This window comes from Sporosarcina sp. JAI121 (assembly GCF_013408665.1).
GTDB lineage: Bacteria > Bacillota > Bacilli > Bacillales_A > Planococcaceae > Sporosarcina.
The window spans coordinates 119,420-144,429 of record NZ_JACCCL010000002.1; the positions used below are offsets into that span (position 1 = coordinate 119,420).

The following is a 25,010-nucleotide window of genomic DNA, read 5'->3' on the forward strand; positions in this document are numbered from 1 at the left end:
CCATATCCGCCAGCGGACCGACCGTATAAGTGTGCGAACCGACCGTATCCACCTGCAGACCGACTATATAAGTGTTGTGACCGACTGTATCGGGCAACGGACCGACTATAAAAGTGTAAAGACCGACCATATCCGCCGCACTACTTCAAAAAAAGAGGGCAAACCCACATCTGGGTTTGTCCTCTTTTCAAGTAAATCTTAAAGTGTTTTTCCTTCTTTCAGCAAGTCGCGGATTTCAGCTAGTAGAGCTTCTTTAGGGTCCACTTCAGGTGCTGCTTCTTCAACTACAGGCTCTTTTTTACGTTTGAATTTCGCCAGCAAACGGATTGCCATAAAAATCACAAACGCGACAATGAGGAAATCGATAACGGATTGGATGAACATTCCATACATGATTTCAACCTTTAGGAAAGTGAAACTTTCTTTGGAAATATCGATTCCACCTGAAATAAGTCCAATTAGCGGTGTAATAATATGTTCAACAAGTGAGGATACTATTTTTCCAAACGCAGCACCAATTACAACTGCAATGGCGAGGTCAAATACATTTCCTTTGAATGCAAATTCTTTAAAGTCATTCCACATTTACTTCATTCCCTATCTATTAATCTTTTCATGAGCAGCCTGCATATCGACAAAACTGCCCATTAAAAGATTATAAGCCGACAGTATCCAAATTTGATAGGGCAAAAGTACATGTTTTCGAAATGTGTTCCCTAAAAAACATACTAGATAAGTTGAAATATAGAACTCCATTGAATCCGCTTCGGCTACCCCTTATAAGGCGCCTTCGCCAAGTTTATATAGATATTCATTTGTTCAACATATATAGCAATTGCAAAAGAAAAGAATTACGCAAATGGTTTCACGTCATATGCATCCAGAATATACTGCGGCACGAGAAAACGTGCAGTCATAAGTGGATCGACGACTTGGCTTATTTGTGCATCACCTGCAGCACTCATGAGCATCGTAAGTTCTGCAATTGTCATGTCCGTATGCGGAAGCAGGAAATCAATAGCCTCTTCAACCGCCGTTTTCACCGCTACGTCCAGGGTTTCCGCTGATACGATGAATACGATTCCTTCTTCATTAACGAGTACGGGGTGCCGAAGTGGTGTGGATTTCACAACATCGAGCGTCACAGTCGCTTTTCCGGGAACTTCAATGCCGGACACGCCAATTTCGCCGTCGCCCATCGCCGCGTGGAAATCACCGAGAGCAAATAGCGCGCCTTCTGTAAATATAGGGAAATAAAGCGTCGCCCCTTCGGTGATCAACTTCGTATCCATATTGCCGCCGTGTGCACCTGGCGTTCCGCACGAAATAGGCTCACCTTCAGGAGCCACACCGATTACTCCGATCATCGGATTGAGCGGCACTTTTACACGATCGTTAAATAACGCATAGCCATCTTCAATCGGAATAATCTTAGACTCAAGTTCCTTTAAGCGATGTCCCATGACACCCAAGTCCGGTCCTGTCGCCATGACGCCTTGCGAACCAATCTCCAGTTTGTCGATCGTCACCTTTAGCACATCACCGGGTTCCGCGCCGTTCACATAGATGGGGCCAGTCGCAGGATTGATTTTATCCCAATCGATGCCCGCAATTTTTGTCTCCGCGGATTGCACTTGATTTTCAAAGCAGTCATACGTCTCAATTTCAATCGATGTCCCCGAATCCACATGCTTCATAGGTGCATTGTCTTTGCTGAATGCATAAATGACGTCAGTTCATGCCAATGTTTGTGTCATAATCAATTCCCCTTTACTCGTATTTTAATTGTCTACTAATTAGTAGACGGAAAGCCCATTCCCTCAAGCCATCTTCTAATAAACATCCCAAAATAGATTATTTTTTTAACTCTCCACAGTATCAATTGGAAACCAACGATACTCAGTCAAATCAATCTTTCCATCAACGCTAAACGTAATTCCTTCCATCTCAAGCAATTCTCGTTGGCGGAGGCCCTTACTTTCAATATCAGATGGAGCCGAAATTCCGCCCTGTGCATTGATGATCCGGTGCCAAGGCAAGTTGTATTTTGCGCTCATCGAATGCAGTACACGCACGACTTGCCTTGCACCGCGCGGACTTCCGGCAGCCGCAGCAACTTGCCCGTAAGTCATGACTCGTCCAGCAGGTATGCCCTGAATTATTTCGATGACCCGTTCTGTGAATACATTCATAAACGACAACCTCCTTGCGTTATCCCTATTATACCAAATATGTCTATGAAACTATTTCCATCTCACTTCGTATAGTTACTTGATGAGTTTAAAAATGGGGAGGATTTGAATCGGATGCAAGAATTGTTTATAAAGCGCACGCTTATCGGATTCGTATTGAAAGTCGTTGGGCTGGTTGTGATTAGTTGGGGGATTATTCAAGGTTTCGTTCTCATGATTCAACTTTATGATCCATATGCTAATGGAATGGGGCTTATCGGTTTTATAGGCATCGTTGCAACTCCGGGCATTTACGGAATCCTGCTAATCGGATTTGGCGAAGTGATTGATTTATTGCAAAAGATTCATGACCAGAACGATTCGAAAGCACAAGTATTACAAGCTGTGGAAAACAATTCGAGTGCTTCGGCTAATGTGTCCATTCCCTTATTTGCCGAACAGGAAATAAAAGAATTCTATTCGAATCAAAACATCTGGATTGATTCGATCTTACCCACGAAGGACCGTGCTATTTTCATCGTAAAAAGAAATGGCCGTACAGATTACATTGCGCTTGGTGAATCTACTCCCAAAATTCTAACTGAAGAAGAGATTGTTAATATATTTAATTAGTTTTTTGATTAAGCGCGGCAGGAATGGAGTAATTACATAAAAAAACCGCTTCCCGTCATTCATCGACGCGAAGCGGTCTCTCCTTTTTCTCACGTTTATTCTTGAAATACGCATATATTGAGATCGCAAACGTTAACCAAAGCGCACTCGCTACAAAACCTCCGATAACATCACTCGGATAATGGACGCCGAGGTAAATACGGCTCGTGCCAATCATGATAATCATGAAAGCGGTCAACAGTATTAGAAGAACACGGCTCATTGTTGTTTTCACATTACGCCAGGCGATATACGCAATGATTGCATAAAGAGCGAACGCCATCATCGAATGACCACTTGGGAAACTGAAGCCGTTTACATCCAATATACGATGGATGTCCGGCCGTTCCCGTTTGAAATAGTTTTTAAGTATGCTGTTCAGCAGAATGGATCCGGCGACCACCGCAATCAACAGGAAGGCCTGCTGACGGTAGCGCAAAGCAAAATATAACCCGATAAATCCAATCATAGCAATCGATGCAACGACATAACCGGAGCCGATCCACGTGAACGTTTTCATAATGGATGTCAGCCATGGTACTTCCAATCCTTGAACAAATCCGATGACCGTAGTGTCGAAGCCTGCTATGGTGTCGTTACCGATAGCAGTTGCAATATATCCGAATGCCGCCCCAAAGCCGATACAAAGGGCAAACACTATCAAAAGCCGCGGTGAGTGTTCGCGCATGACACGCACCCCTTTCGTTTTAATCGTAATTGTATACTATTTTTAAAGGAAAGCTACAAAAAATCGCACTAGTCAAATTGAACAATCTTCTGAAAAGATGCTACACTAGATGTAAATTATTATTTACCATAAAGGACCGATTATGACACTAATTATTTTAATAGTATGCTCATACATATTGGGCAATGTGCTGACTGGCTCGATTATCGGTAGTTTCTATTATAAGAAAGAAATACGGATTGAAGGAAGCGGGAATCCTGGCGCGCGTAATGCCGGGCGCGTGTTCGGGAAAAAAGCATTCGTTGCGACATTCATCGGAGATGCGATGAAAGGAGCGCTTGTTGTTTTGGGCGCCAAGTGGCTAGGGTTCGGGGCGACCATCGAACTGTTTGCGCTCTTCGCTGTAATGTTAGGTCATGTGTTTCCGTTGCTTCTGAAGTTTCGCGGAGGGATGGGTGTATCCACTTTCATTGGCGGTATGCTCCTATTTGATCCTATGCTGTTTACTTTTTTCGCGGGACTGTTCCTCATTTTTTATACAGTATTGAAAAGTTTCACACTTGCTGGGCTTAGTGCTGTCGTCATGATTCCGATTTTAGTACTCCTATTTTCATACGGAATTCCTGTTTTCATTGCAGCCAGTTTGTTGTCTGTCCTGCTTTTATTTACGCATCGGGATGATTTAAAACAGAAACTTATGCCGGAAAAGAGTTGAGAAAATGAGTTTGATCTATAAAATTGCGGAAACGCCTTTGGAATTCGAACAGATTCATGAATTGAATTACCGGACGTTTGTCGAAGAAATTCCGCAACATGGACGCAATGAATCGCATAAACTTGTTGATAAATTCCATGATGAAAATACATATATCATTTGCAAAAAAGCGGAACGGGTCGTTGGGATGGCCGCTGTTCGAAGCGAACGGCCATTTTCACTTGATAATAAGATTGGTCCAGTAGAACAACAACTTCCTTTTGAGGCGGAAAACCCAGTGGAAGTGAGACTTTTATCAATTGAACAGGATTACCGGAACGGCCGTGCCTTTCTTGGACTAATGCAGGCACTTGTCCAATACTGCTTAAAAGCGGGTTATGACACGGCGCTAATTTCGGGGACGGTTCGGGAGCAGAAGTTATATGGACAGCTGGGATTCACGCCATTTGCCCAATTGACGGGAACGGAAGAAGCCGCGTTCCAGCCGATGTATTTGACGAAGGAAACGTTCGATGCGGGTATTGCGGGAAGAATTTCAAAACCGCTTGTTAATTTTCTTCCGGGTCCTGCAACAATTGCTGAAGATGTGAGGAAAGCTATGATGGCAGAACCGATCTCCCATCGTTCGTTCGAGTTCGAAAGTGTTTTAAACCGCGTGAAAACCAAGCTTATTTCATTAACTGGCGCAAAATATGTCCAGCTCCTTCAAGGGACTGGCACGCTTGCGAACGATGTCGTGGCGGCACAATTAAGTATGCACAGCGGCAGAGGCCTTATACTCGTGAACGGTGAATTTGGTTCGCGACTTACAGATCACGCCAAACGCTTCGGTATGGAGTTCGATACTTTGGAAAGCGAATGGTGTCAACCGCTTAAAGAAAAAGATATCACTGTCTCCCTGAGTTCAGGCCGCTACAGCTGGTTATGGCTTGCGCATTGCGAAACATCCACGGGAATAATGAACGACTTGAGTTCATGCCAAAAGCTGTGTTCACAATATGGCGTTACACTTGCAGTTGACTGTGTGAGTGCAATCGGAACGACAGCGGTCGATTTAACAGGTGTTGCGTTCGCTTCAGGAGTCAGTGGTAAAGGGCTGTTAAGTTATACAGGTCTGTCTTTTGTCTTTCATAATGAAGTAATCGCCAAAAACGAGAAATTGCCGCGTTACCTGGATCTCGGTACCTACGCGGAAGCACAAGGAATTCCGTATTCTCAATCGTCCAACCTGGTCACTGCCCTCGACGTAGCACTTCGGAAGTTTGAGCATCCGGAAGCTGTATTTGCGGCAATTTCAAATCGTGCACAAAAAGTGAGGAAAGTTCTTGAAGATGCAGGATTTACAATCTTGGCACCAGAGGAATCCGCTGCCGATGCAATTGTGACGCTTGTTTTGCCGGAAGGTTTCTCCGCTATCGAGCTCGGTGATAACTTATTTCTGAATGGTTTCAATGTACATTACGAGAGCAATTATTTACGCGAGCGAAATTGGCTCCAGATTTCGTGCATGAATGAAGTGGCCGAAAAGGAACTGGATAGGCTGCTTCAACTGCTTCCTTTGTTGACGTCTATGCATGAGCAAGTGTTTACCACCGCCTCCAAAGGGAAAACAGATTATAAAGAAGGAGTGGTAGGTCATGAAAGAATTAAAAACAGCCGATGAGTGGAATGACGTATTGGAACAGTCGAAAAAGGAGCCACTGCTCGTTTTGAAACATAGTACGACTTGTCCAATAAGTGCTGCAGCCTTTAAAGAGTTTGATTCTCTTACAACGGATGTGCCGAAACATTATTTGAAAGTACGGGAAAGTCGATCCGTTTCCAATGAAATCGAAAGCGACTTGCAGATAGCGCACGAGTCACCGCAACTATTTTTATTGAAAGACGGAAAAGCGGTCTGGCAGGCGACGCATTATTCGATTAGCCAATCACAAATTGAAAAAGCAGTGGAAGAACACGGAAACAAATAAAGTGAAACAGGTACTCCATTTCGGGGTGCCTTTTTTAAATTCGGAAAAATGTTCTATGATAGTCCGTTAAATATGCTAAAATAAGGATAATTCTAATAAGTCTAGTAAACTATGAATGGAAGTAGGTGCTCTGACATGCGTTTAAAAGAAAAAACAGTAGTCATAACAGGCGGTGCAAAAGGGATTGGGGCAGTTGCTGCTTCACTTTTCGGCAAAAATGGGGCGCAGATTGCCATCGTTGATTTTGATAAAAAAGCGGGAGAGGAAAAAGCGCAGCAACTGCATGAGAAAGGAATTGAAGCCGCTTTCTTTCAAGCAGACGTTTCTAATAGTGAAAATGTAAGAGAAATGGCAGTAAAAGTGATTGAGCAATTCGGGAAAGTCGATATCCTCATTAATAATGCTGGTATAACACGAGATGCCATGCTGCTGAAACTTGATGTGGATGATTTTAAGAGGGTGATTGACGTGAATTTAACGGGTGTCTTCAATTGCACACAAGCTTTCCTGCCTGCGATGCTCGCTCAAGGAAAAGGGAAAATCATAAACACATCTTCAATTGCGGGAACAGGCGGAAACATTGGCCAGACGAATTATTCCGCAGCAAAAGCGGGCATTATCGGTATGACAAGGACGTGGGCGAAAGAGTTCGGTCGAAAAGGCATAAATGTAAATGCTGTTGCACCAGGATTCATTGAAACGGATATGATTGAAACGATTCCAGAGAAAATCCTGGAGCAGATTAAAACGATGACGCCTTATAACCGACTAGGCACACCAGAAGACGTAGCAAATGCCTATCTGTTTTTGGCATCTGATGAATCAGATTTTGTTAATGGGACTGTTTTGGAAGTGGATGGCGGTATGTTGAAGTGAAATTTTCAAGGAGGAATGGAGATGACCGCATCTCTCTATTCCTCCTATTTTTGTACGCTATATTTCTATACTTGAATATCCTTGCGTTTGCTTGATGGGGGTATTCGCAGTTCTTCTCTGTATTTGCTGATTGTCCGTCTTGAGATTGTAATTCCTTTTTCGGTATTAAAGTATTCCGCTATCTTTTGATCTGAATATGGTTTGAATTTGTTTTCTTGTGCTATGAAATTTTCCAGAAGTTTTTTCACCTTCGTTTGGGAAATGCTATTTCCATCTGACGTGTCCAGCTTGGAAGTGAATAACAACCGCAGGTCAAAGGTACCGAATGGCGTCTGGATCACTTTGTTCGTAGTTGCCCGGCTGACAGTCGATTCATGCATGTCAATTTCATCGGCAACCTCTTTGAGTGTAAGAGGTTTTAATGAACGAAATCCATTTTTAAAAAAGTCCGCCTGTTTTTCCAAAAGGACATGCACAATTTTAATGATAGTATTTCGACGCTGTTCAATACTGCTGAGAAGCCATTGATAATTTTTATATTGTGTATTGATGTATTTTGAGGCATCATTTTTTGCATTTAGATACTGTGAATAGTCTTTGTTCATCTGAATAGCCGGTAAATAACCGTCATTCAAATGGAACGTGAATTCATCATCCTTCCACTCAACGATGATATCGGGTGTCAAATATTCCGTTGAACAATCAGAAATGAGAGAGCATGGTCTTGGATTAAGCGTTTGGATGAAATCGAAAAGGTCTTTCACTTCGTTCATATTGATGTTCATTTTCGAGGCGATTTCCTTCCATTTACGGTCGGCAATCAGGTTCAAATGATGTTCCACCAAACAGGCAGCCAATTTTTTTTCTGGATAGTTATACGTAATTTGTAGGAGCAGACATTCTTTTAAATCCCTGGCACCTATCCCAATGGGACCAAGCTGTTGAAGGAGGTGGATTCCTTTTTCGATATCATCATCTGCAAACGCCAAATAACCATTCGAATGGTTATCACTGATTTGTAAATAGCCATTATCGTCGAGATTGTAGAGGAGATACTTTATCAGTTTTTGCGTATGGTCATCCGGGTACATGAATTTTGCCTGTTCGAGTAATTCATCCCTCATATTTATATCATTGCTTCGGACCACGTCCATGGGCATCTCGGAACTTCCAAAAGAGGAGGATTGCCGATGTAAACGTTCTTCATGGACCGGCTTCTCCTCTTTTTCCTTCAGTTTGATAAGCGGATTTTCCAGCTCTTGGTCCCTGATATATTGTTCGAGTTCATAAGTGGAATATTGTAGTAGTTCAATAGCTTGCCTTAATTCAAAAGTCATTAATAGATTCAGTTCCTGCCGCTGCTGGAGTCCCAGCTCCATAATAATACCTCCTTTAAAAGTTGGTAAAGAATGAATGCGCTTTCATAATCGTGGTCTTTATTATAGCATATGATTGTCTAAAATTCGACACGAAATATGAATCTTCAGACTAGATAAATAGAGGATAAAAAACCTTGTACATGTTTAGTAGCGACTTTTAGTGAAAGTCGCCCTGCGACACATACAAGGACATGTTTGAAAGGGTTCACTTATAGAACTTGGAGCTGTTTGGGGAACGAAGATAATACTTCAGCATTCCCGTCTTCATTGATATAGACAATGTCTTCGATACGGACACCGCCGACATTAGGGATATAAATGCCAGGCTCGATTGTAAAGACAAGGCCCGCCTCTGCAATCTGTTCATTGTTTTCATGAATGGAAGGTTCTTCGTGCACTTCGATCCCTAAGCCGTGCCCGACACGATTATTGAAATACTCGCCGTAGCCGCTATTTTTGATGACATTTCTTGCTTCGATATCAAATGTCTTCACTGGTACCCCCGCTTGGACGGCATTGATGCCAGCTTCATTGGACCGCAGAACGATGTCGTAAATTTCTTTTTGTTTGTCTGATGCCTCTCCGATAATAAAGGTTCTTGTAATATCAGAACAATAGCCGTCTTTGATGACGCCGAAATCAATCAGCAGATAATCGCCTTTTTGGATTTTACGTTCACCGGGCGAGCCATGCGGCAACGCTGCTTTTTCACCGGTTAGCACGATAGTCGAGAATGAAGGACCATCTGCGCCGAATTTCCTCATTAGAAACTCCAATTCCGCTGTGAATTCTGATTCGGACATCCCAATCTTCACTTTCTTAATGCCTTCCTCCAAAACCTTTTCAATGATTTCGATGGCAATCCTTAATTTTGTAATTTCTTCTTTAGATTTCTTCATTCTTTGTTTGTTAATGAATGGCTGTACATCGACGACTTGTACACTCGGGAAAAACTCCACCAAGCTGGTATAACGATAATAACTCAGCGCTTTAGCCTCGATCCCAACTGTGGCCGAAAGCCCAGCAACCGAATCACGGACAACCTCGAAAGGTACTTGCTCGTCTGAAATCGGAATGATTGTCGTAACATCTGAGTCCTGCATAGCGGCATCCTTGTCCAAAGCCGGCACGAACAAATAGGTTTCATCAGCTTGCGTGTCAATAAACAAGGACATGAATCTTTCATGGGGATCTGAGTTGAACCCGGTATAATAATAAACATTTGCCGGCGCAGTAATCATAGCTGCACCGATATTGTTCGAAGTGAGATGTTCTTTCAATAACGATCGTCTTGCTTCATATATAGTAGCCAAAATGGAACCCTCCTAAGGTGGTATTACTACTAATTATGCAAGAAAGGTGCCATGTTAGCAAGAAGGGAGGAAGCGGCGATTTTCAAAATTGGAACTACGGATAACATTAGCTTTGCCACATCAGAACGAACTATCTCAAACATTGAAGGTGACAAGGAAATCGAATCATTGTGAATGAATTCACAATAAGTGACACTTGTCATATCGAAAATCATGACACCTATGTCTTCTGTGAAGTCCGAAAGTTCTTTATCATTAGGGTCAAGATAGTGAATCAGAAAAAGAACATCAGATTGAAGGAGGATAACACAGCATGTCTAAAGAAAAAACTAAGCAGTTGCATAAAGATGTTGCCCCTTTTGCCAAGTCAGATAAAAAGAAAAGTATCATACAACTTGTCAATACAGTTCCGCCATTTTTAATCCTATGGTTCTTGGCGTATCAAAGTTTGTCGGTATCCATTTGGTTAACGCTTGGAATTTGTGTTATAGCAGCAGGTTTCGTCATCCGGACGTTCATCATCTTCCATGATTGTACGCATGGTTCGTTCTTCAAAGACAAAAAAACGAATGATATTGTCGGTACCATTACCGGCGTCCTTACACTGTTTGCATATGAAAAATGGAAACGTGAACACTCGATTCACCACGCAACAAGCTCGAATCTCGACAAGCGCGGCACAGGTGACATTTGGGTCATGACGGTCGAAGAGTACGTGGAAGCATCGAAATGGCAGCGTTTCGCTTACCGGTTATACCGTAATCCAATCGTTATGTTCGGTTTCGGACCGCTTTTCCTTGTGCTTATCTCAAGCCGTTTCAACCGCAAAGATGCACGGAAGAAAGAGCGTAACAATACGTATTTGACGAACGCAATACTTGTTGTCCTTTACACAGGCATGATCATGCTTATCGGCTGGCAGGCATTCCTTCTCATACAAGGAACAATCATGTTCGTTGCGGGAGCACTAGGTATTTGGTTGTTCTATATCCAGCATACATTTGAAGACTCGTATTTCGAAGAAGAGTCTGAGTGGGATTACGTGAAAGCGGCAATCGATGGCAGTTCATACTACAAGTTACCGCGTGTATTACAGTGGGCGACAGGCAATATCGGTTTCCACCACGTCCATCACTTGTCACCACGCGTTCCGAATTACAACTTGGAAATGGCGCATGAATCGACACCGACTCTTCATGTTGCGACAACAATTACGATCAAAGAAAGTTTGTCGTCAATCCGCTACCGTTTATATGATCCGGAGAAGAAAAGGTTTATCGCATTTAAAGACGTGAAGCATATGATTAAGTCTGCAAGTTCTTCAATTGACTTGAAACCGAAACGCACAACTTACGACGCGAAATAACACTTGAAACAGTCATCTCTTCAGGAGATGGCTGTTTTTTTTATCCCGCCATTTGGTACAATGGTAACTATAGACAGGACGGTGGTAAAACGGTATGCAAAGTTGGTATAGTATCTTCCCCAAAAACCCGTGGCTCAGCATATACGCGTGGGCTGTGTTTTGTCTTCTTCCATTCTTCTTCATTTTCAGATCATCGTCACCGCTCGAAATCGCTATCGGTATTTCATTGTTATTATTATTTTTTCTTTCATATCGGTTTTCATTCACATCGAAGAGTGGACTCGTTTATATGTGGATCAGTTTCGAAATTGTGATTAACGTCGCGCTGACGCTATTATTTGGTTATGTTTACTTATCCATATTCATTGCATTTTTCATTGGGAATATCCGAAATCCAGTCGGTTTTTTCATCATATACGGGCTGCATATTGCGATTACAATCGCGGCGATTGTCATAGGTTTTTTCGTTGAAATCGAATTGTTCATTTCACAGGTCCATTTCATCCTCATTTCCGTGATTGGTACAGTACTGTTGCCGTTTAATTTATACAATCGGAATAAGCGTGAAAACTTGGTTGATCAATTGGAAGATGCAAATGAACGAATTTCGGAGCTGATTATTTTGGAGGAAAGGAACCGAATTTCCCGGGATTTACACGATACACTTGGTCAGAAGCTATCGCTGATCGGCCTGAAAAGTGATTTGGCTGGAAAACTGGTATCCCGTGATCCAAGGGCGGCTGAAAGGGAGTTGCGCGATATCAGACAGACCGCCAGCACGGCGCTGAAAGAGGTTCGGGAGTTAGTTGCGGGCATGCGGGCAACGAAGCTGGAAGATGAAGTCATCCACATTCAGCAAATGTTGAAGGCTGCTGAAATGGAGTACACAATCGCGGGCAATCCTTCATTCACCAATATTTCTGCCATCGTTGAAAGTGTTATGAGCATGTGCTTGAAAGAAGCCGTGACAAATGTCGTGAACCATAGTTTTGGAACGACTTGCCGTATTTCATTCCAGCATTTGCCGAATGAATTTGTCATTAATGTGGAAGACGATGGAATCGGTATTACAAGAGGCGGAGAGACGTCACCCGGAAATGGTTTGACAGGGATGCGGGAGCGACTTGAGTTTGTCAACGGAAGTCTTCGTGTCGAGGGCGGCGAAGGAACGAAATTATCGATTCGTGTTCCTGCAGTCATACAACATATTATGGAGAGTGATTGACGTGATTCGTATTGTTATAGCGGAAGATCAAGGGATGATGCTCGGGGCACTTGGATCATTGTTAAATATGGAAGAGGATATGGAAGTGGTCGGCAAGGCGAAAAACGGTGAAGAAGCGGTCGCGCTGGTGAACGAACATCAGCCCGATGTCTGCATCATGGACATTGAAATGCCGGTAATGACGGGACTTGACGCAGCAGAAGAACTGCATGGCAAGGATTGTAAAATTATTATCTTGACGACATTTGCAAGAACCGGTTATTTTGAACGCGCTAGAAAAGCCGGCGTTCGTGGCTATTTATTGAAAGACAGTCCGATTGAGGAACTAGTCAGCTCAATTCGGACGATTATGGACGGCAGACGTATTTACGCACCAGAACTCGTAGACATTGCGTATGGGGACGGGGATGAAACGGAAAATCCGCTGACAGAACGTGAAAACCAAGTACTTAAGCTCATCGCCGATGGAAGGACAACGAAAGAAATCGCGGGGGAGTTGTTTTTGACGCCTGGCACAGTTCGGAATTATATTTCCGCGATTCTGGATAAACTCGACGTCGGCAACCGGATTGAAGCGATATCCCGGTTTAAGGAGAAGGGCTGGTTTAAGTGAATGGATTGCATTGCATAGTGAGACAGGAAGCCGACAGCGATGTCGGTTTTTTGTCGTCTACATATTGGAGTTAGGGGGATGAAGCGGGTGGACCGACCGTATATCGTGCAGGAGCGACCATATAATCCGTGAGACCGACTATATAGACGGGCCAACCGACCGTATCCCCTTGCTGACCGATCAAAAACCCCCGCCAACCGACCATATCCCGCATCAACAATAGCCCCCGTTACGAACACCCGCCGAGTATGTTACAATTTTTCCAATAACGGAAAGTTCAAACAAGGGGGAATCAGGTATGTTTGAAGTCGATTATGCAAAACGGCTGGACGATAAAGACGCTCTAGCTATGTACAAAGATGAATTTTACCTATTGGAAAACGCAATCTATATGGATGGTAATTCACTTGGTTTATTATCGAAACGGGCAGAGCGCACACTATACAATCTGCTGGATTCATGGAAAACGCTAGGCATCGACGGCTGGACGGAAGGGGGTAATCCTTGGTTTTACTTATCGGAATCGGTCGGGGAGAAAATGGCGCCGCTCGTTGGAGGAGAAAAAGGCGAGGTCATTGCGACAGGATCGACAACGACAAATCTGCATCAGCTAGCCGCGACATTTTACAAACCGTCAGGAACTAAAACAAAAATTCTTGCCGATGAACTCAATTTCCCATCAGACATCTATGCACTACAAAGCCAGCTGGTACTGAAAGGGTATAATCCGGATGAACATCTTGTCCAGGTGAAGAGCGGTGATGGCAGGTTTCTTAATGAAGAAGATATTATAGGAGCAATGACGGATGACATCGCGCTCATCGTTCTGCCAGCCGTTTTATACAGAAGCGGTCAAGTGCTTGATATGGAAAAGCTGACGAAGGTTGCGAATGAAAAAGGGATTCCGATCGGCTTCGATTTGTGCCATTCAATCGGTGCTGTCGAACATGCACTGCATGACTGGGGAACAGATTTCGCTTTCTGGTGCACATACAAGCATTTAAATGGGGGTCCCGGCTCTGTCGCGGGATTGTTCGTCCATGATAAACATTTCGGTGAAGCACCTGGATTAGCAGGATGGTTCGGTTCGAAAAAAGAATCGCAATTCGATATGGATCATAGGATGGATCCAGCAATGGATGCAGCAGCGTATCAAATCGGGACACCTCACGTACTCAGTTTAGCACCGGTCATCGGTGCTCTCGAATTGTTTGAAGAGGTAGGCATTAACAAAATTCGTGAAAAGTCACTTCAGCTGACGGATTATATGTTGGCGTTAATTCAAGAAGAACTGTCCACACATGGCTTTACAATCGGCAACCCTGTAGATGAATCGCGGGGTGGTCATATCTTGCTCGAGCACGTTGAGGCGGCACGCATTTGCAAAGCGTTGAAAGAAGACGGTGTCATTCCGGACTTCCGTGCACCAAATGGAGTCAGGCTGGCGCCGGTCGCCCTATATAATTCCTTCGGGGACGTCTGGCATACCGTGCAGATACTGAAAGTGATCATGGATGAAAAACGCTACGAAAAGTTTGAAAATAAACGGGGTGTTGTCGCATGACGGGGAAATGGGTTGATATTTCACAACCGCTTCACAACAATATCGCGGAATGGCCAGGTGACACGCCGTTTTCATATGAGGTCGCATTTACAAAAGCGGAAACAGGTTCAGTCAATATCGGGAAGTTGACGACAAGTACGCATATGGGCACACATATCGATGCACCTTTTCATTTCGATGATAACGGCATGAAAGTGCTCGATTTGCCAATTGATTTATACATCGGACGCGCACGGGTACTCGATGTTTCAGGTAAAGAAAGTGTGGGCCGCTCTGATATAGAGGACATCGATTTTGGCGGGGCAGAACGAATATTATTGAAAACGGGCAGCCGTCCTGACGCAACTATATTCCCGCCATCCTTCACGTATTTGCGGGCGGATATTGGTCCTTTAATGAAAAAAAGAGGGGTTCGGCTCATCGGCATTGATACCCCGTCTGTCGACCCGGAAATAAGCAAAACGGTAGAAGCGCACCATTCGCTTAATGAAAACGGCGTCATGATTTTGGAAAACATCGTCCTCAGTGAAGTGGAACCGGGTGATTATGAACTGATAGCATTGCCGCTTCCGCTTCAAGGTGGCGATGGCAGTCCTGTTCGTGCGGTATTGCGTGCAATGGAAGGGGGTCCGCACCGATCATGACTGAAAAAGGGATTCATACGGATTTCAAAGACAATATGACGTACGGCGAATATTTGAATCTCGATAAATTACTGTCGAGCCAGCAACGCTTGTCCGGTCATCATGATGAAATGCTGTTCATCGTCATTCACCAGGTGAGTGAACTGTGGATGAAACTGATTTTGCACGAGCTCAACACGGCTATTCAATTAATTGAAAAAGACGAACTGCCGGAAGCGTTTAAAATGCTTGCACGCGTATCAAAAATTCAGACGCAAATCATTCAAGCATGGGATGTGCTGTCGACGCTTACACCCGCTGAATATATGGAGTTTCGGGACAGTTTGGGCCGTGCTTCAGGCTTCCAATCTTATCAAAATAGACTTATTGAATTTGCGCTCGGTTACAAACAGCCGCATATACTGAAGATTTACGAGAAAGATCCCGTACTTGCAAGTCATTTAGATGCGGCATTCCGCGCACCGGGTATTTACGACGTTGCGATAAGGGCGCTTGCGAGGGCCGGCTTTGCGATCAATCCCAAACTGCTCGACCGCGATTTTTCCATAACGTATAAAGGGGATCCATCTGTAGAGGATGCATGGCTGGAAGTATACCGCAATGTAGATGATCACTGGAACTTGTATCAGCTAGCGGAGAAGCTTGTGGATATCGAAGACAGTCATCAGCAGTGGCGCTTCCGCCATATGAAAACCGTCGAGCGGATTATCGGTTTCAAGATGGGGACGGGCGGCTCGACGGGTGTGAATTATTTGAAGTCCGTCCTGGATCATCAATTCTTTCCGGAGCTGTGGGCTATACGGACAAAATTATAATAGGGAAAACCGCCAGCATGTTACTATGCTGGCGGTTTTTATATTAATAATCGCAACAATAACCTCCTCAAAACAACGTCCAATATGTTTTCCTTGTCCGCATCGCAGGCAGGTATGCTGGCAATAAACCCGTCGAAATGATTGCCCATCGACAGTAGGAACTCCTCCGCGAACCGCTGTGGTTCATTGTCCCAACATGGAGACACCCAGTAGGCGAACAAATTGATTGTAATTATAATTTCCTATCGATGATTGCAACTTGGTCACCAATAATCGATAGGTCTACTCAACGTTAGTTCCATAAGAAGCACCACCATCACTGAGTTGTTATAGCAGTATATTCGCTTGGGATGGGGTGTGTGTGTGCGTTTAGCGTAAACCCTTTAGGAACAATTAGTCGACGATTTGGAAGATACGTCGTATCGGTCGGTTGGCATGATTATTTTTAGCAAAACTCACGGATTAGTCTTGATGCTTTTGATTGGCTGATGTTGAGATCTTTCGCGACACCTCTGGAGGTGCTGTTGTTTTGAAACGACTTTCTAACCAACGTTCGCGTGACTTCGTTTATGGCGTCGTCCAATGAATGTTGATGAATCAGCTCAGCAGTATTTTCTGCGCTATCTTTAATGACTTGCGGTAGGTCATCCACCTCGATTATGGAATTACTAGTTATGACCAATCGTTCGATTAAGTTTTCAAGTTGCCGTACGTTCCCCGGCCAAGGATAATAGAAGAGCATATTTAGACATTCCTCGGAGATTACTTTATTCATATTGTATTTTTGATTGAAATTATATAAAAAATTGTATGTTAGTGGAACAATATCTTCCTTACGGTCAGACAAAGGCGGCATGTGGATATCAATTACGTTCAACCGATAATATAAATCTTCTCTAAAGGTTTTATCGTTAACCATCTTCAGTAAATCCTGATTAGTGGCGGTAATAATGCGGATATCGACTGTTTTGCTTTCGTTGCTTCCAATCGGGAAAAACTGCTTATCTTGGATTACCTGAAGTACTTTGGCTTGTAAAGGTAATGCCAATTCCCCGATTTCATCCAGAAAGATTGTCCCGTTATGGGCTGCTTCGAGCAATCCTGTTTTTCCGCCTTTAAGCGCTCCGGTAAAAGCGCCGTTAGTGTAGCCAAATAGTTCAGACTCCAATAGATCTGCGGGGATTGCGGCACAATTGACAGTTAAAAACGGACCATCTTTTCTTTTGCTTATGTTGTGTAAGTGGTGGGCGATGACCCCCTTTCCAGTTCCCGATTCGCCATGAATTAGAATTGTTGAGTCAGTAGGAGCCACCCTTTTGCAAAAATTTAATATGCCTTTGACTTTTTCGCTGTTTGTAATGATTGCATTCGCGGGACTCGTGTTAGAGGCTTCCTCCTCTTCCTCTTGGTGCTCTTTCTTCATAATCAGTCTATTAAAGCTTTGAAGTTCAGTTGCCGTGGTAACGATATACTCTATTTCCCCGGCCTCGTTCAGGATCGGGATGGCCCTCGTCAATAATTCGGCCCCGATATAGGTCTGCTGCCTAAGAGAAACAGGTTCTTTTCTTTTAAATACTTCAGGAACGATAGATGGATTCCAATAACCTTTTTCAAACAGTTCATCGTTTAATTTGCCTAGGACATCAGCTTTTTTAAGACCATAATGTTTTTCGCAAATTCTATTGACGTAAACAATTCGCGCATCACTGTCCAATACATAAATTTCATCTGACGAGTAATCTAAAATTTTCAACATGGATTCTAGTGTCAAATCAACACTCTTTAATACTAATTTGTCTAACATTATTCATCCCACCCTTCACTAGAATATTGAGTCAATTATGAACTATTAGATTAATTTTTTGAGTTAAATTGAACTCAATTATAGCAGGGTTTTAAAAAAGTGGCGATGGAAAAGTGTGTTTTTTGGGATTTTTCTAACTTGGCACGCAAGTTGCATATATAAATAGCAACGTGAATCTACAAGGTCTTCTTTGATTGACACGTCATCTTTTGAAGTATTGGAAATGGAGGGTGAAGTAAAAATATGAATAGAACATCTGAAGTATTTGATATTACGATTATTGGGGGCGGCCCCGTAGGGTTGTTTACAGCCTTCTATGCAGGTATGCGCCAGGCATCGGTAAAAGTCATTGAAAGTTTACCGCAATTAGGGGGGCAATTATCCGCACTTTATCCTGAAAAGCATATTTACGATATTGCTGGATTCCCGAAAATAGGGGCGCAGGAACTCGTAGATAATTTAATAGAACAAATGAATCAGTTTGAACCGGCAATCTGTTTAGGGGAATCAGTAGAGGTTGTCGAAAAAGAAGAAGATGGTGTATTCAAGCTAACAACGAATGAAGCTATCCATTATACAAAAACGATTATCATTACTGCTGGAAACGGTGCATTCCAACCGAAAAAAATGAATATACCCGGAGAAGAACAATTCCAAAATAAGAACTTACATTACTTTGTAAAAAATGTAAGCGAGTTCAAAGGAAGAAAAGTAGTATTGTTCGGCGGTGGCGATTCGGCTGTCGATTGGGCATTAATGCTGGAGCCTATTGCGGAGAAAGTGACCCTTGTTCACAGAAGAGATAAATTCCGGGCTCACGAACACAGTGTCGAGTTATTAAAACAATCAAATGTTGAAATTGTTACACCTTATGCGCCGACAGAACTTGTGGGAGCCGATCGTATCGATAAGGTGGTTATCCAGGAAACAAAGACCGGCGAATCCATCGAGCTTGAGGTAGATGATGTACTCGTCAATTACGGGTTTGTTTCCTCTCTTGGACCCATTAAAAACTGGGAGCTTGAAATCGAGAAAAACTCCATTGTCGTGAATTCCAGAATGGAAACAAATATTGAAGGTATTTATGCAGTCGGAGATATTTGCACGTATGACGGCAAAGTGAAATTGATTGCCACTGGTTTTGGAGAAGCGCCTATTGCAGTGAGTAATGCAAAAGTGTTTGTAGACCCGACAGCGAAACTGCAGCCGCTTCATAGTACAAGTGTAATGGGTGACAAAGAGGATGCACCCAAAAAAGAAACAGTCACGATAGGATAAAAAAGGATTGGAGGAGATGGTATGGCCAACTTTACGATGGTCGATCAAAGTACCTGTATTGCCTGCGGTGTCTGCGGCGAACTAGCACCTGATCTATTTAACTATACCGACGACGGTATTTCTTATGCAATTCTTGACAACAACACCGGAGTTACAGAAGTGTCCGAAGACTTGATTGAAGACTTAGAAGATGCCTTCGATAGCTGTCCAACTGATTCGATCAAGATGGCAAATACGCCTTTCAATTGTAAAAAGGACGAAGCGAGCTAAAGCGATAAGCAACTTTCATTTCATGATAGAAAATCGGGATAAAAAAATCATATAACAAGGGAGAATGAAAAATGGCTTATAACAAAGTAGAAAACGCGGCGAACAGAACATTCGAGAGAACGATGACATATGACAAATACACGGATCCGAAAGTGCTTGATCAGGAAATGGATCTTATTTTCTCCAAATCATGGCAATTGGTAGGTCATGTCAGTCAAGTGGAAAAAGCGGGTGCATTCTTTACAGCTGATGTGGCAGGTGAACCTTTAATCATAATCAGAGGGACTGATGAAGTACTCCGTGCTTTTTACAATGTGTGTCCACATCGTGCAACGAAGCTTGAAAAAAGTGAGAATGGTAAAAAGAAAATTTTACAATGTATGTATCACGGATGGACGTTTAAAACAGACGGGAAATTGAATAAAGCGCCTAACTTCCAAGGTGAAGATGCGGCTTGTGTACAGGACGCTTGTCTGCGGTCAGTCCGGATGGAAGTGTTGGAGTCGTTGATTTTCGTTAACTTGGATGACAATGCTACACCTTTAATCGATTCATACGGCGATTTCTTTGATAGATTAAGTAAGTTCCCTTTCATCAGTGAGTTAAAACGAACTCATAGAAAAACACGTGTCATTAAAGCGAACTGGAAGGCATACATCGACAATTATTTGGAATGTGACCACTGTCATATCGCACACCCAACCTTCGTTGATGCACTTGACATGAATGATTATCAAATCATTACATGTGAGAATTATTCTGTTCAAGGAACAATCGTCAAAGCTGACAAGCAATATGGCGAAGTAAACTTGAATGAGGCAGAAATGCAAGGCGGTTCTTTCTTCTGGCTATGGCCGAATCTGATGTTGACAATCTATCCGGGACCTGGGAATATGGCATCCATAGAAATGATCCCAATCGATCACGAAACATCGTTGGCGGTTTACACATATTATTTCCGCGAGGATAACTTGGAAGCGTTGAATCAAGACGAGAAGGATTTAATGGCGTTTGCGGAACAAGTACGTGCAGAAGATATAGATCTCGTGGAACTTGAGCAAATCGGTTTCCGTTCACGCGCATTCAACAAAGGTCATTATGCTTCATCTGAACAGGCAATTGTACAATTTCATGAAATGGTATTGGAGGCTCTCAATGAATAATCTAGCGATTAAAACTAATGAAATGAAAAAGTACTTACTTATCAATGGGGAAAAGGTGGAAACGGAAAACTATGCACCTCTTTACTCTCCATACTCACAGGAAAAGATTGCTGACATTGCGATGGCAGATAAAGAATTAACGATAAAAGCAATAGACGCCGCCCATGAGGCACGTCAACTAATCGGCGGCATGCCAGCCTACAAACGTGCGGAAATTCTGGAAAATGTTGTTCTATTATTAAAAGAGAGGGCAGATGAGGCGGCAGAAATCATTTCCCTTGAATCGGCCAAGCCGCTTATGTTCGCAAAAGCGGAAGTCGCAAGAACGGTAGAAACGTATAAATTTGCAGCGGAAGAAGCGAAAAGAATTCACGGTGAAATGATTCCTTTTGACGCAGCAGTTGGTGGTGTCGGTAGAATTGGCTATACACTGAGAGAACCAATCGGTGTCATTGGTGCTATCACGCCATTTAACTTTCCGCTGAACCTAGTGGCACATAAAGTTGGGCCCGCGATTGCGGCTGGAAATACGATTGTATTAAAACCGGCATCGCAAACGCCGCTCACTGCTCTTTTCATCGCAGAACTCTTTGCGGAAGCGGGTCTTCCAGCAGGTGTTTTGAATGTAGTGACTGGTCCCGGCAGTGTAGTTGGAGAGGCAATCGTAGAAGACGACCGAGTGAGTATGATTACATTTACGGGCAGCCCTGACGTGGGCATCGGTATTAATAACAAGGCAGGATTGAAAAAAACAACGTTAGAATTAGGTTCAAACTCAGCATTAATTATCGATAAAGATGTGGAAATTGACGGTATTATCGACCGTTGTACGATGGGTGCCTTTTCCAATCAGGGGCAAGTATGTATTTCAATGCAACGGGTATTTGTCCATGAAGAAAATTATGAAGAATTTATCACGAAATTTACAGAAGCGACAAAACAGCTGAAATTGGGTAACCCGCTTGATCCGGAAACGTATGTCTCTTCTCTAATTACGAAGGGGGAATTGGAGCGTGCCGTCAGCTGGATTGAAGAAACAAAACAAAGTAATGCAGAAATCCTAACGGGTGGTAAGGTGCGGGATAATGTTCTAGAACCGACAATTATCGCGAATGCGGATCAGTCATTGAAAGTTTCATGCCAGGAAGTTTTTGCACCAATTGTGATTGTGAATCAAGTGAAATCACTAGAAGAAGCTGTAGAACTAGTGAATGATTCTCGCTTCGGGCTACAAGCCGGTATCTATACTAATAACGTGAAAAATGCCTTTTACGCATCGAAAAATCTACATGTCGGCGGCGTTATCATTAATGATGTTCCGACATTCAGGGTTGACCAAATGCCGTATGGCGGCGTAAAAGATAGCGGTACGGGCCGTGAAGGTATCAAATATGCGGTAGAAGAGATGACGGAATTAAAACTGGTCGTTTGGAATCAAGGGTAAAGGAGATTGTGATGAAAACATATAAAATTGCAGTTATAGCCGGTGACGGAATTGGTCCAGAAGTAATCGATGAAGGAATCAAGGTATTAAATAAGGTTGCTGCTCTTGACGGAAACTTCCACTTTGATTTCACACATTTTCCATGGGGCTGTGAGTATTACACGAAGCATGGAAAAATGATGGCTGACGATGGTATAGAGCAGTTGAAAGAGTTTGACGCAATCTATTTGGGAGCTGTTGGTTTTCCAGGGGTTCCCGATCATATCTCCTTATGGGACCTGCTATTAATCATCCGTAAGGAATTCGATCAGTATGTCAATATTCGTCCGATCAAGCTTTTAAAGGGTGCCCATTGCCCGTTGGCTGATGTTAAGCGCGAAGACATCGACATGTTATTTATCCGTGAAAATACCGAAGGTGAATATTCAGGCGCAGGGGACTGGTTATTCAAAGGGAAAGAAAACGAAGTTGTGCTGCAAAACGGAGTATTTTCCCGAAAAGGAACGGAACGAATTATTCGCTACGCATTTGAAACGGCTAAAAAAGAAGGACGTAGCCTGACAAGTATCAGCAAAGCGAATGCATTAAATTATTCGATGGTTTTCTGGGATCAAGTATTCGAAGAAGTGAGTGCGGATTATCCGGAAGTGGAAACAGCGTCTTATCTTGTTGATGCGGCAGCAATGCTGATGATTACGGATCCTAAGCGATTTGAAGTTGTCGTTACATCCAATTTGTTTGGGGATATCCTGACAGATGTAGGGGCGGCTCTAGCCGGAGGAATCGGACTTGCTGCGGGAGCGAACGTGAACCCTAAAAGAGAGTTCCCATCAATGTTTGAACCTGTCCATGGTTCAGCGCCGGATATTGCCGGCCAGGGAATCGGGAATCCACTTGCGTCGATTTGGTCGGCGAGTCAAATGCTCGACTATTTCGGTTACGAGCAATATGGTAAACTTGTTGTAGACGCTATCGAACAACTCTTAGTAGAGGGTGCTACACTGACACCTGATATGAAAGGGACGGCTTCTACATCTGAAGTGGGAGATCGACTCGTTGGTATTATGACTAGCTCAATAACTGCGAACGTATGAGTAAAGTCTGTCGGTGTTATATACATAACACCGATAGACTTTTTAAAAAATTCCCGTCTATTTTTCGCCAACAATTATTGCAACATTCGGGAATTTGTTGGAAGAAAGAATTTATTTAGGGGGAAATACATGAGAACCAATACGATTGATAAACAAATATTGGCGATAGCATTATCATTAGTAGCACTGTTAGTTGTACCAATTTTGATTAATCCTAAACAGGGAACCGCTTTTTTAAAGACGATACTGGATTTCATCACCGGACGCTTCGGCCCTTTATACTTGTGGGCTTGTCTTGGTATATTCGGCTTTCTGATTTGGTTGGCCTTCAGCAAATACGGGAAAATTAAATTAGGTAAAGGTAATCCCGAGTTTTCCACTTTCAGCTGGTTAGCATTGATCTTTACAGCGGGAATCGGTTCTGGGATTATGTATTGGGGAATCATCGAGTGGGCGTTCTATTATACAGCACCGCCTTACGGGATGGATCCAAAAAGTGTTGAAGCAGCAAGCTTTGCACCAACGTATGGCATGTTCCACTGGGGATTTTCGGCTTGGGCCATTTATTGTGTCCCTTCGATTCCGATCGCATATGCAGTCTACATAAAAAAACAAAAGTCATTTAGGCTAAGTACGGCATGTCGTGGAATCATCGGCGACCGGGCGGATGGATTGCTTGGAAAAGTGATTGATGTTTGTTTTATGTTTGGGCTCATCGGTGGTATCGGAACTTCTTTGGCTCTTGGAACACCACTCCTTGCAGAGGGAATCCATCATATGTTCGATGTTGAGAAAACGCTTACATTGAATTTGAGCATTGTTGTTGCATTGATGATTTTCTTTTCGATCTGTCTCTATTTCGGTCTGAAAAAAGGGTTGAAGTTGCTAAGCGACTGGAATCTTTATTTATATGTTGCGATTGCAGTGTTCATTTTCATTTTTGGTCCAACTGCCTTTATTATCGCAAGCTTTACAGATAGTGTCGGAGTGCTCTTCTCAAACTTTTTCAGAATGAGTCTATATACGGACCCTGTCGGTAAGTCAGGATTCGGTGAAGTGTGGACGTTGTTCTATTGGGGTTGGTGGTTCTCTTACGCTCCTTTCACAGGCATGTTCGCCGCTCGTATTTCAAAGGGAAGAACCATCAAAATGCTCATTCTTGGTCAATTGATTGGCGGGACGTTAGGGTGTTGGCTTGCTTTCGCGATTTTCGGCAACACGAGTATGTTCTTTGAGATTAGCGGTCTTGTACCAGTGCTTGATATTTTACAGAATGAAGGTGCACCTGCAGCGATTTTGGCATCTTTAAATGCCTTGCCACTTGGCGGAATTGTTGTGGTCCTCTATTTACTTATCGCGGCAATTTTTCTTGCCACTACAGTCAATTCGGCAGCTTATACATTGGCGGATGTAGCGTCCGTAAACTTGAAGGAAGGTGAAGAACCAGTTCGTTGGTACCGAGTGTTCTGGGGAATTGTCTTAACCAGTATTTCAATCATATTAATGTATGGCGATGGATTGGAAGCTTTGCAAACGTTATCGATTATTACTGCTTTACCTCTCGTGTTCATCATTATGTTAATGATTGCCTCATTCATGAAATGGGTGAGAGTGGATTATGACTCAGTGATGTTAGAGCAACAAAATACCGTTTCTGAAATTGCTGTTGAAGAAGAGGTTCCTGTTTCTAAAGTCGAAAAGAAAAAGACAAAGGGTCTAGCGGGTTCAAAGCTATCACCCAAAGCGGATTTTAAGTAAAATGAAAAAGGCTATTCCTACTTTCCGTGGGGTAGCCTTTTTGGATTGTATTGGACGATAAATCCCTGGTTAATGAAGGTTCAGACTGGTACAATTCCAGTTTGCCTGAGGATGATATGTTAAATGAAATTGTTCACGAATGAAACGAATGGTAGGATTAGTGGAATGAATACTTCGATTAAAAAGTG

Annotated in this window: 25 protein-coding genes; 17 read left to right on the forward strand and 8 right to left on the reverse strand. The window is 43.1% G+C overall.

Translation table 11 applies throughout. The annotated features are described in order from the left end of the window. Positions 1-198 precede the first annotated feature (198 nt). The 3 genes from mscL to HDC33_RS12105 form a co-directional block, all read right to left on the reverse strand. Positions 199-585, reverse strand: coding sequence for a large conductance mechanosensitive channel protein MscL (mscL, locus tag HDC33_RS12095; protein ID WP_179392839.1), 387 nt, complete (start codon positions 583-585; stop codon positions 199-201). 266 nt (positions 586-851) lie between these two features. Then, positions 852-1,697 carry an acetamidase/formamidase family protein gene (locus HDC33_RS12100; protein WP_179392840.1) on the reverse strand — a complete coding sequence of 282 codons (846 nt, stop codon included), beginning with the start codon at positions 1,695-1,697 and terminating at the stop codon, positions 852-854. Between the two features lie 165 nt (positions 1,698-1,862). Beyond that, positions 1,863-2,192 carry an MGMT family protein gene (locus tag HDC33_RS12105; RefSeq protein WP_179392841.1) on the reverse strand — a complete coding sequence of 110 codons (330 nt, stop codon included), beginning with the start codon at positions 2,190-2,192 and terminating at the stop codon, positions 1,863-1,865. A gap of 114 nt (positions 2,193-2,306) precedes the next feature. Between HDC33_RS12105 and HDC33_RS12110 the strand changes: the two genes are divergently transcribed. Continuing rightward, a complete protein-coding gene (locus HDC33_RS12110) occupies positions 2,307-2,804 on the forward strand; it encodes a hypothetical protein (RefSeq protein ID WP_179392842.1) in 498 nt (165 codons plus the stop codon). A gap of 55 nt (positions 2,805-2,859) precedes the next feature. Here HDC33_RS12110 and HDC33_RS12115 read toward each other — a convergent pair whose 3' ends face one another. Next, positions 2,860-3,531 (reverse strand): phosphatase PAP2 family protein, encoded by a 672-nt coding sequence (locus HDC33_RS12115; RefSeq protein ID WP_179392843.1) that lies wholly within the window; start codon positions 3,529-3,531, stop codon positions 2,860-2,862. A 142-nt stretch (positions 3,532-3,673) separates the two neighbouring features. On the opposite strand from HDC33_RS12115, the gene HDC33_RS12120 reads away from it, so the two are divergent. The 4 genes from HDC33_RS12120 (at position 3,674) to fabG (ending at position 7,092) form a co-directional block, all read left to right on the forward strand. Further along, positions 3,674-4,246, forward strand: a complete 573-nt coding sequence (locus HDC33_RS12120) for a glycerol-3-phosphate acyltransferase (RefSeq protein ID WP_179392844.1) — start codon at positions 3,674-3,676, stop codon at positions 4,244-4,246. A 4-nt stretch (positions 4,247-4,250) separates the two neighbouring features. Then, the gene (locus HDC33_RS12125; RefSeq protein WP_179392845.1) at positions 4,251-5,909 is read left to right on the forward strand and encodes an aminotransferase class V-fold PLP-dependent enzyme; all 1,659 of its coding nucleotides are present in this window, start codon (positions 4,251-4,253) and stop codon (positions 5,907-5,909) included. Next, entirely contained in the window at positions 5,884-6,216 is a 333-nt protein-coding gene (gene ytxJ, locus HDC33_RS12130; RefSeq protein ID WP_179392846.1) for a bacillithiol system redox-active protein YtxJ, read from the forward strand. The genes HDC33_RS12125 and ytxJ overlap by 26 nt, the downstream gene beginning before the upstream one ends. Before the next feature lie 135 nt (positions 6,217-6,351). Further along, a complete protein-coding gene (gene fabG, locus HDC33_RS12135) occupies positions 6,352-7,092 on the forward strand; it encodes a 3-oxoacyl-ACP reductase FabG (RefSeq protein ID WP_179392847.1) in 741 nt (246 codons plus the stop codon). Between the two features lie 65 nt (positions 7,093-7,157). On the opposite strand, the gene rpoN is transcribed toward fabG, so the two are convergent. Both rpoN and HDC33_RS12145 read right to left on the reverse strand, forming a co-directional pair. Then, entirely contained in the window at positions 7,158-8,471 is a 1,314-nt protein-coding gene (rpoN, locus tag HDC33_RS12140; RefSeq protein WP_179392848.1) for an RNA polymerase factor sigma-54, read from the reverse strand. Between the two features lie 209 nt (positions 8,472-8,680). Continuing rightward, a complete protein-coding gene (locus HDC33_RS12145) occupies positions 8,681-9,784 on the reverse strand; it encodes a M24 family metallopeptidase (RefSeq protein WP_179392849.1) in 1,104 nt (367 codons plus the stop codon). Positions 9,785-10,097: 313 nt separating this feature from the next. Between HDC33_RS12145 and desA the strand changes: the two genes are divergently transcribed. The 3 genes from desA (at position 10,098) to HDC33_RS12160 (ending at position 12,988) form a co-directional block, all read left to right on the forward strand. Continuing rightward, entirely contained in the window at positions 10,098-11,150 is a 1,053-nt protein-coding gene (gene desA, locus HDC33_RS12150) for a Delta(5) desaturase DesA (RefSeq protein ID WP_179392850.1), read from the forward strand. Between the two features lie 94 nt (positions 11,151-11,244). After that, positions 11,245-12,375, forward strand: coding sequence for a sensor histidine kinase (locus HDC33_RS12155; RefSeq protein WP_179392851.1), 1,131 nt, complete (start codon positions 11,245-11,247; stop codon positions 12,373-12,375). Position 12,376: 1 nt separating this feature from the next. Continuing rightward, positions 12,377-12,988, forward strand: a complete 612-nt coding sequence (locus tag HDC33_RS12160) for a response regulator (RefSeq protein ID WP_179392852.1) — start codon at positions 12,377-12,379, stop codon at positions 12,986-12,988. 70 nt (positions 12,989-13,058) lie between these two features. On the opposite strand, the gene HDC33_RS12165 is transcribed toward HDC33_RS12160, so the two are convergent. Further along, entirely contained in the window at positions 13,059-13,205 is a 147-nt protein-coding gene (locus HDC33_RS12165; RefSeq protein ID WP_179392853.1) for a hypothetical protein, read from the reverse strand. A gap of 81 nt (positions 13,206-13,286) precedes the next feature. On the opposite strand from HDC33_RS12165, the gene kynU reads away from it, so the two are divergent. From kynU to kynA, 3 genes are read left to right on the forward strand one after another with little or no spacing between them, the layout of a single operon-like run. Then, positions 13,287-14,552 (forward strand): kynureninase, encoded by a 1,266-nt coding sequence (gene kynU / locus HDC33_RS12170; RefSeq protein ID WP_179392854.1) that lies wholly within the window; start codon positions 13,287-13,289, stop codon positions 14,550-14,552. Further along, positions 14,549-15,196, forward strand: a complete 648-nt coding sequence (gene kynB / locus HDC33_RS12175) for an arylformamidase (RefSeq protein WP_179392855.1) — start codon at positions 14,549-14,551, stop codon at positions 15,194-15,196. Before kynU ends, kynB begins: the two co-directional genes overlap by 4 nt. Further along, positions 15,193-16,011, forward strand: a complete 819-nt coding sequence (kynA, locus tag HDC33_RS12180; RefSeq protein ID WP_179392856.1) for a tryptophan 2,3-dioxygenase — start codon at positions 15,193-15,195, stop codon at positions 16,009-16,011. Before kynB ends, kynA begins: the two co-directional genes overlap by 4 nt. A gap of 445 nt (positions 16,012-16,456) precedes the next feature. Here the strand turns inward: kynA and HDC33_RS12185 are convergent, their stop codons facing one another. Further along, positions 16,457-17,815: a sigma-54 interaction domain-containing protein gene (locus HDC33_RS12185; RefSeq protein ID WP_179392857.1), complete on the reverse strand. Its 1,359-nt coding sequence runs from the start codon at positions 17,813-17,815 to the stop codon at positions 16,457-16,459. Positions 17,816-18,058: 243 nt separating this feature from the next. Between HDC33_RS12185 and HDC33_RS12190 the strand changes: the two genes are divergently transcribed. The 6 genes from HDC33_RS12190 to HDC33_RS12215 all read left to right on the forward strand — a co-directional run bounded on the left by HDC33_RS12190 (position 18,059) and on the right by HDC33_RS12215 (position 24,822). Further along, complete coding sequence (locus HDC33_RS12190) at positions 18,059-19,093, forward strand: NAD(P)/FAD-dependent oxidoreductase (protein ID WP_179392858.1); 1,035 nt, start codon at positions 18,059-18,061, stop codon at positions 19,091-19,093. A 21-nt stretch (positions 19,094-19,114) separates the two neighbouring features. Beyond that, a complete protein-coding gene (locus tag HDC33_RS12195) occupies positions 19,115-19,363 on the forward strand; it encodes a ferredoxin (protein ID WP_179392859.1) in 249 nt (82 codons plus the stop codon). Between the two features lie 71 nt (positions 19,364-19,434). After that, positions 19,435-20,526 (forward strand): aromatic ring-hydroxylating oxygenase subunit alpha, encoded by a 1,092-nt coding sequence (locus HDC33_RS12200; protein WP_179392860.1) that lies wholly within the window; start codon positions 19,435-19,437, stop codon positions 20,524-20,526. Beyond that, entirely contained in the window at positions 20,519-21,970 is a 1,452-nt protein-coding gene (locus HDC33_RS12205) for an aldehyde dehydrogenase family protein (RefSeq protein WP_255457404.1), read from the forward strand. Before HDC33_RS12200 ends, HDC33_RS12205 begins: the two co-directional genes overlap by 8 nt. 11 nt (positions 21,971-21,981) lie before the next feature. Next, a complete protein-coding gene (locus HDC33_RS12210; protein ID WP_218843266.1) occupies positions 21,982-23,064 on the forward strand; it encodes a tartrate dehydrogenase in 1,083 nt (360 codons plus the stop codon). 129 nt (positions 23,065-23,193) lie between these two features. Next, positions 23,194-24,822 carry a BCCT family transporter gene (locus tag HDC33_RS12215; RefSeq protein ID WP_179392863.1) on the forward strand — a complete coding sequence of 543 codons (1,629 nt, stop codon included), beginning with the start codon at positions 23,194-23,196 and terminating at the stop codon, positions 24,820-24,822. Positions 24,823-25,010 lie beyond the last annotated feature (188 nt).

What these genes read in the sequence shown, in the direction of transcription:
- mscL (WP_179392839.1), bottom strand. Translation starts at nt 585, where the DNA reads ATGTGGAATGACTTTAAAGAATTTGCATTCAAAGGAAATGTATTTGAC.
- HDC33_RS12100 (WP_179392840.1), bottom strand. Translation starts at nt 1,697, where the DNA reads ATGAAGCATGTGGATTCGGGGACATCGATTGAAATTGAGACGTATGAC.
- HDC33_RS12105 (WP_179392841.1), bottom strand. Translation starts at nt 2,192, where the DNA reads ATGAATGTATTCACAGAACGGGTCATCGAAATAATTCAGGGCATACCT.
- HDC33_RS12110 (WP_179392842.1), top strand. Translation starts at nt 2,307, where the DNA reads ATGCAAGAATTGTTTATAAAGCGCACGCTTATCGGATTCGTATTGAAA.
- HDC33_RS12115 (WP_179392843.1), bottom strand. Translation starts at nt 3,531, where the DNA reads ATGCGCGAACACTCACCGCGGCTTTTGATAGTGTTTGCCCTTTGTATC.
- HDC33_RS12120 (WP_179392844.1), top strand. Translation starts at nt 3,674, where the DNA reads ATGACACTAATTATTTTAATAGTATGCTCATACATATTGGGCAATGTG.
- HDC33_RS12125 (WP_179392845.1), top strand. Translation starts at nt 4,251, where the DNA reads ATGAGTTTGATCTATAAAATTGCGGAAACGCCTTTGGAATTCGAACAG.
- ytxJ (WP_179392846.1), top strand. Translation starts at nt 5,884, where the DNA reads ATGAAAGAATTAAAAACAGCCGATGAGTGGAATGACGTATTGGAACAG.
- fabG (WP_179392847.1), top strand. Translation starts at nt 6,352, where the DNA reads ATGCGTTTAAAAGAAAAAACAGTAGTCATAACAGGCGGTGCAAAAGGG.
- rpoN (WP_179392848.1), bottom strand. Translation starts at nt 8,471, where the DNA reads ATGGAGCTGGGACTCCAGCAGCGGCAGGAACTGAATCTATTAATGACT.
- desA (WP_179392850.1), top strand. Translation starts at nt 10,098, where the DNA reads ATGTCTAAAGAAAAAACTAAGCAGTTGCATAAAGATGTTGCCCCTTTT.
- HDC33_RS12155 (WP_179392851.1), top strand. Translation starts at nt 11,245, where the DNA reads ATGCAAAGTTGGTATAGTATCTTCCCCAAAAACCCGTGGCTCAGCATA.
- kynU (WP_179392854.1), top strand. Translation starts at nt 13,287, where the DNA reads ATGTTTGAAGTCGATTATGCAAAACGGCTGGACGATAAAGACGCTCTA.
- kynB (WP_179392855.1), top strand. Translation starts at nt 14,549, where the DNA reads ATGACGGGGAAATGGGTTGATATTTCACAACCGCTTCACAACAATATC.
- kynA (WP_179392856.1), top strand. Translation starts at nt 15,193, where the DNA reads ATGACTGAAAAAGGGATTCATACGGATTTCAAAGACAATATGACGTAC.
- HDC33_RS12185 (WP_179392857.1), bottom strand. Translation starts at nt 17,815, where the DNA reads ATGTTAGACAAATTAGTATTAAAGAGTGTTGATTTGACACTAGAATCC.
- HDC33_RS12190 (WP_179392858.1), top strand. Translation starts at nt 18,059, where the DNA reads ATGAATAGAACATCTGAAGTATTTGATATTACGATTATTGGGGGCGGC.
- HDC33_RS12195 (WP_179392859.1), top strand. Translation starts at nt 19,115, where the DNA reads ATGGCCAACTTTACGATGGTCGATCAAAGTACCTGTATTGCCTGCGGT.
- HDC33_RS12200 (WP_179392860.1), top strand. Translation starts at nt 19,435, where the DNA reads ATGGCTTATAACAAAGTAGAAAACGCGGCGAACAGAACATTCGAGAGA.
- HDC33_RS12205 (WP_255457404.1), top strand. Translation starts at nt 20,519, where the DNA reads ATGAATAATCTAGCGATTAAAACTAATGAAATGAAAAAGTACTTACTT.
- HDC33_RS12210 (WP_218843266.1), top strand. Translation starts at nt 21,982, where the DNA reads ATGAAAACATATAAAATTGCAGTTATAGCCGGTGACGGAATTGGTCCA.
- HDC33_RS12215 (WP_179392863.1), top strand. Translation starts at nt 23,194, where the DNA reads ATGAGAACCAATACGATTGATAAACAAATATTGGCGATAGCATTATCA.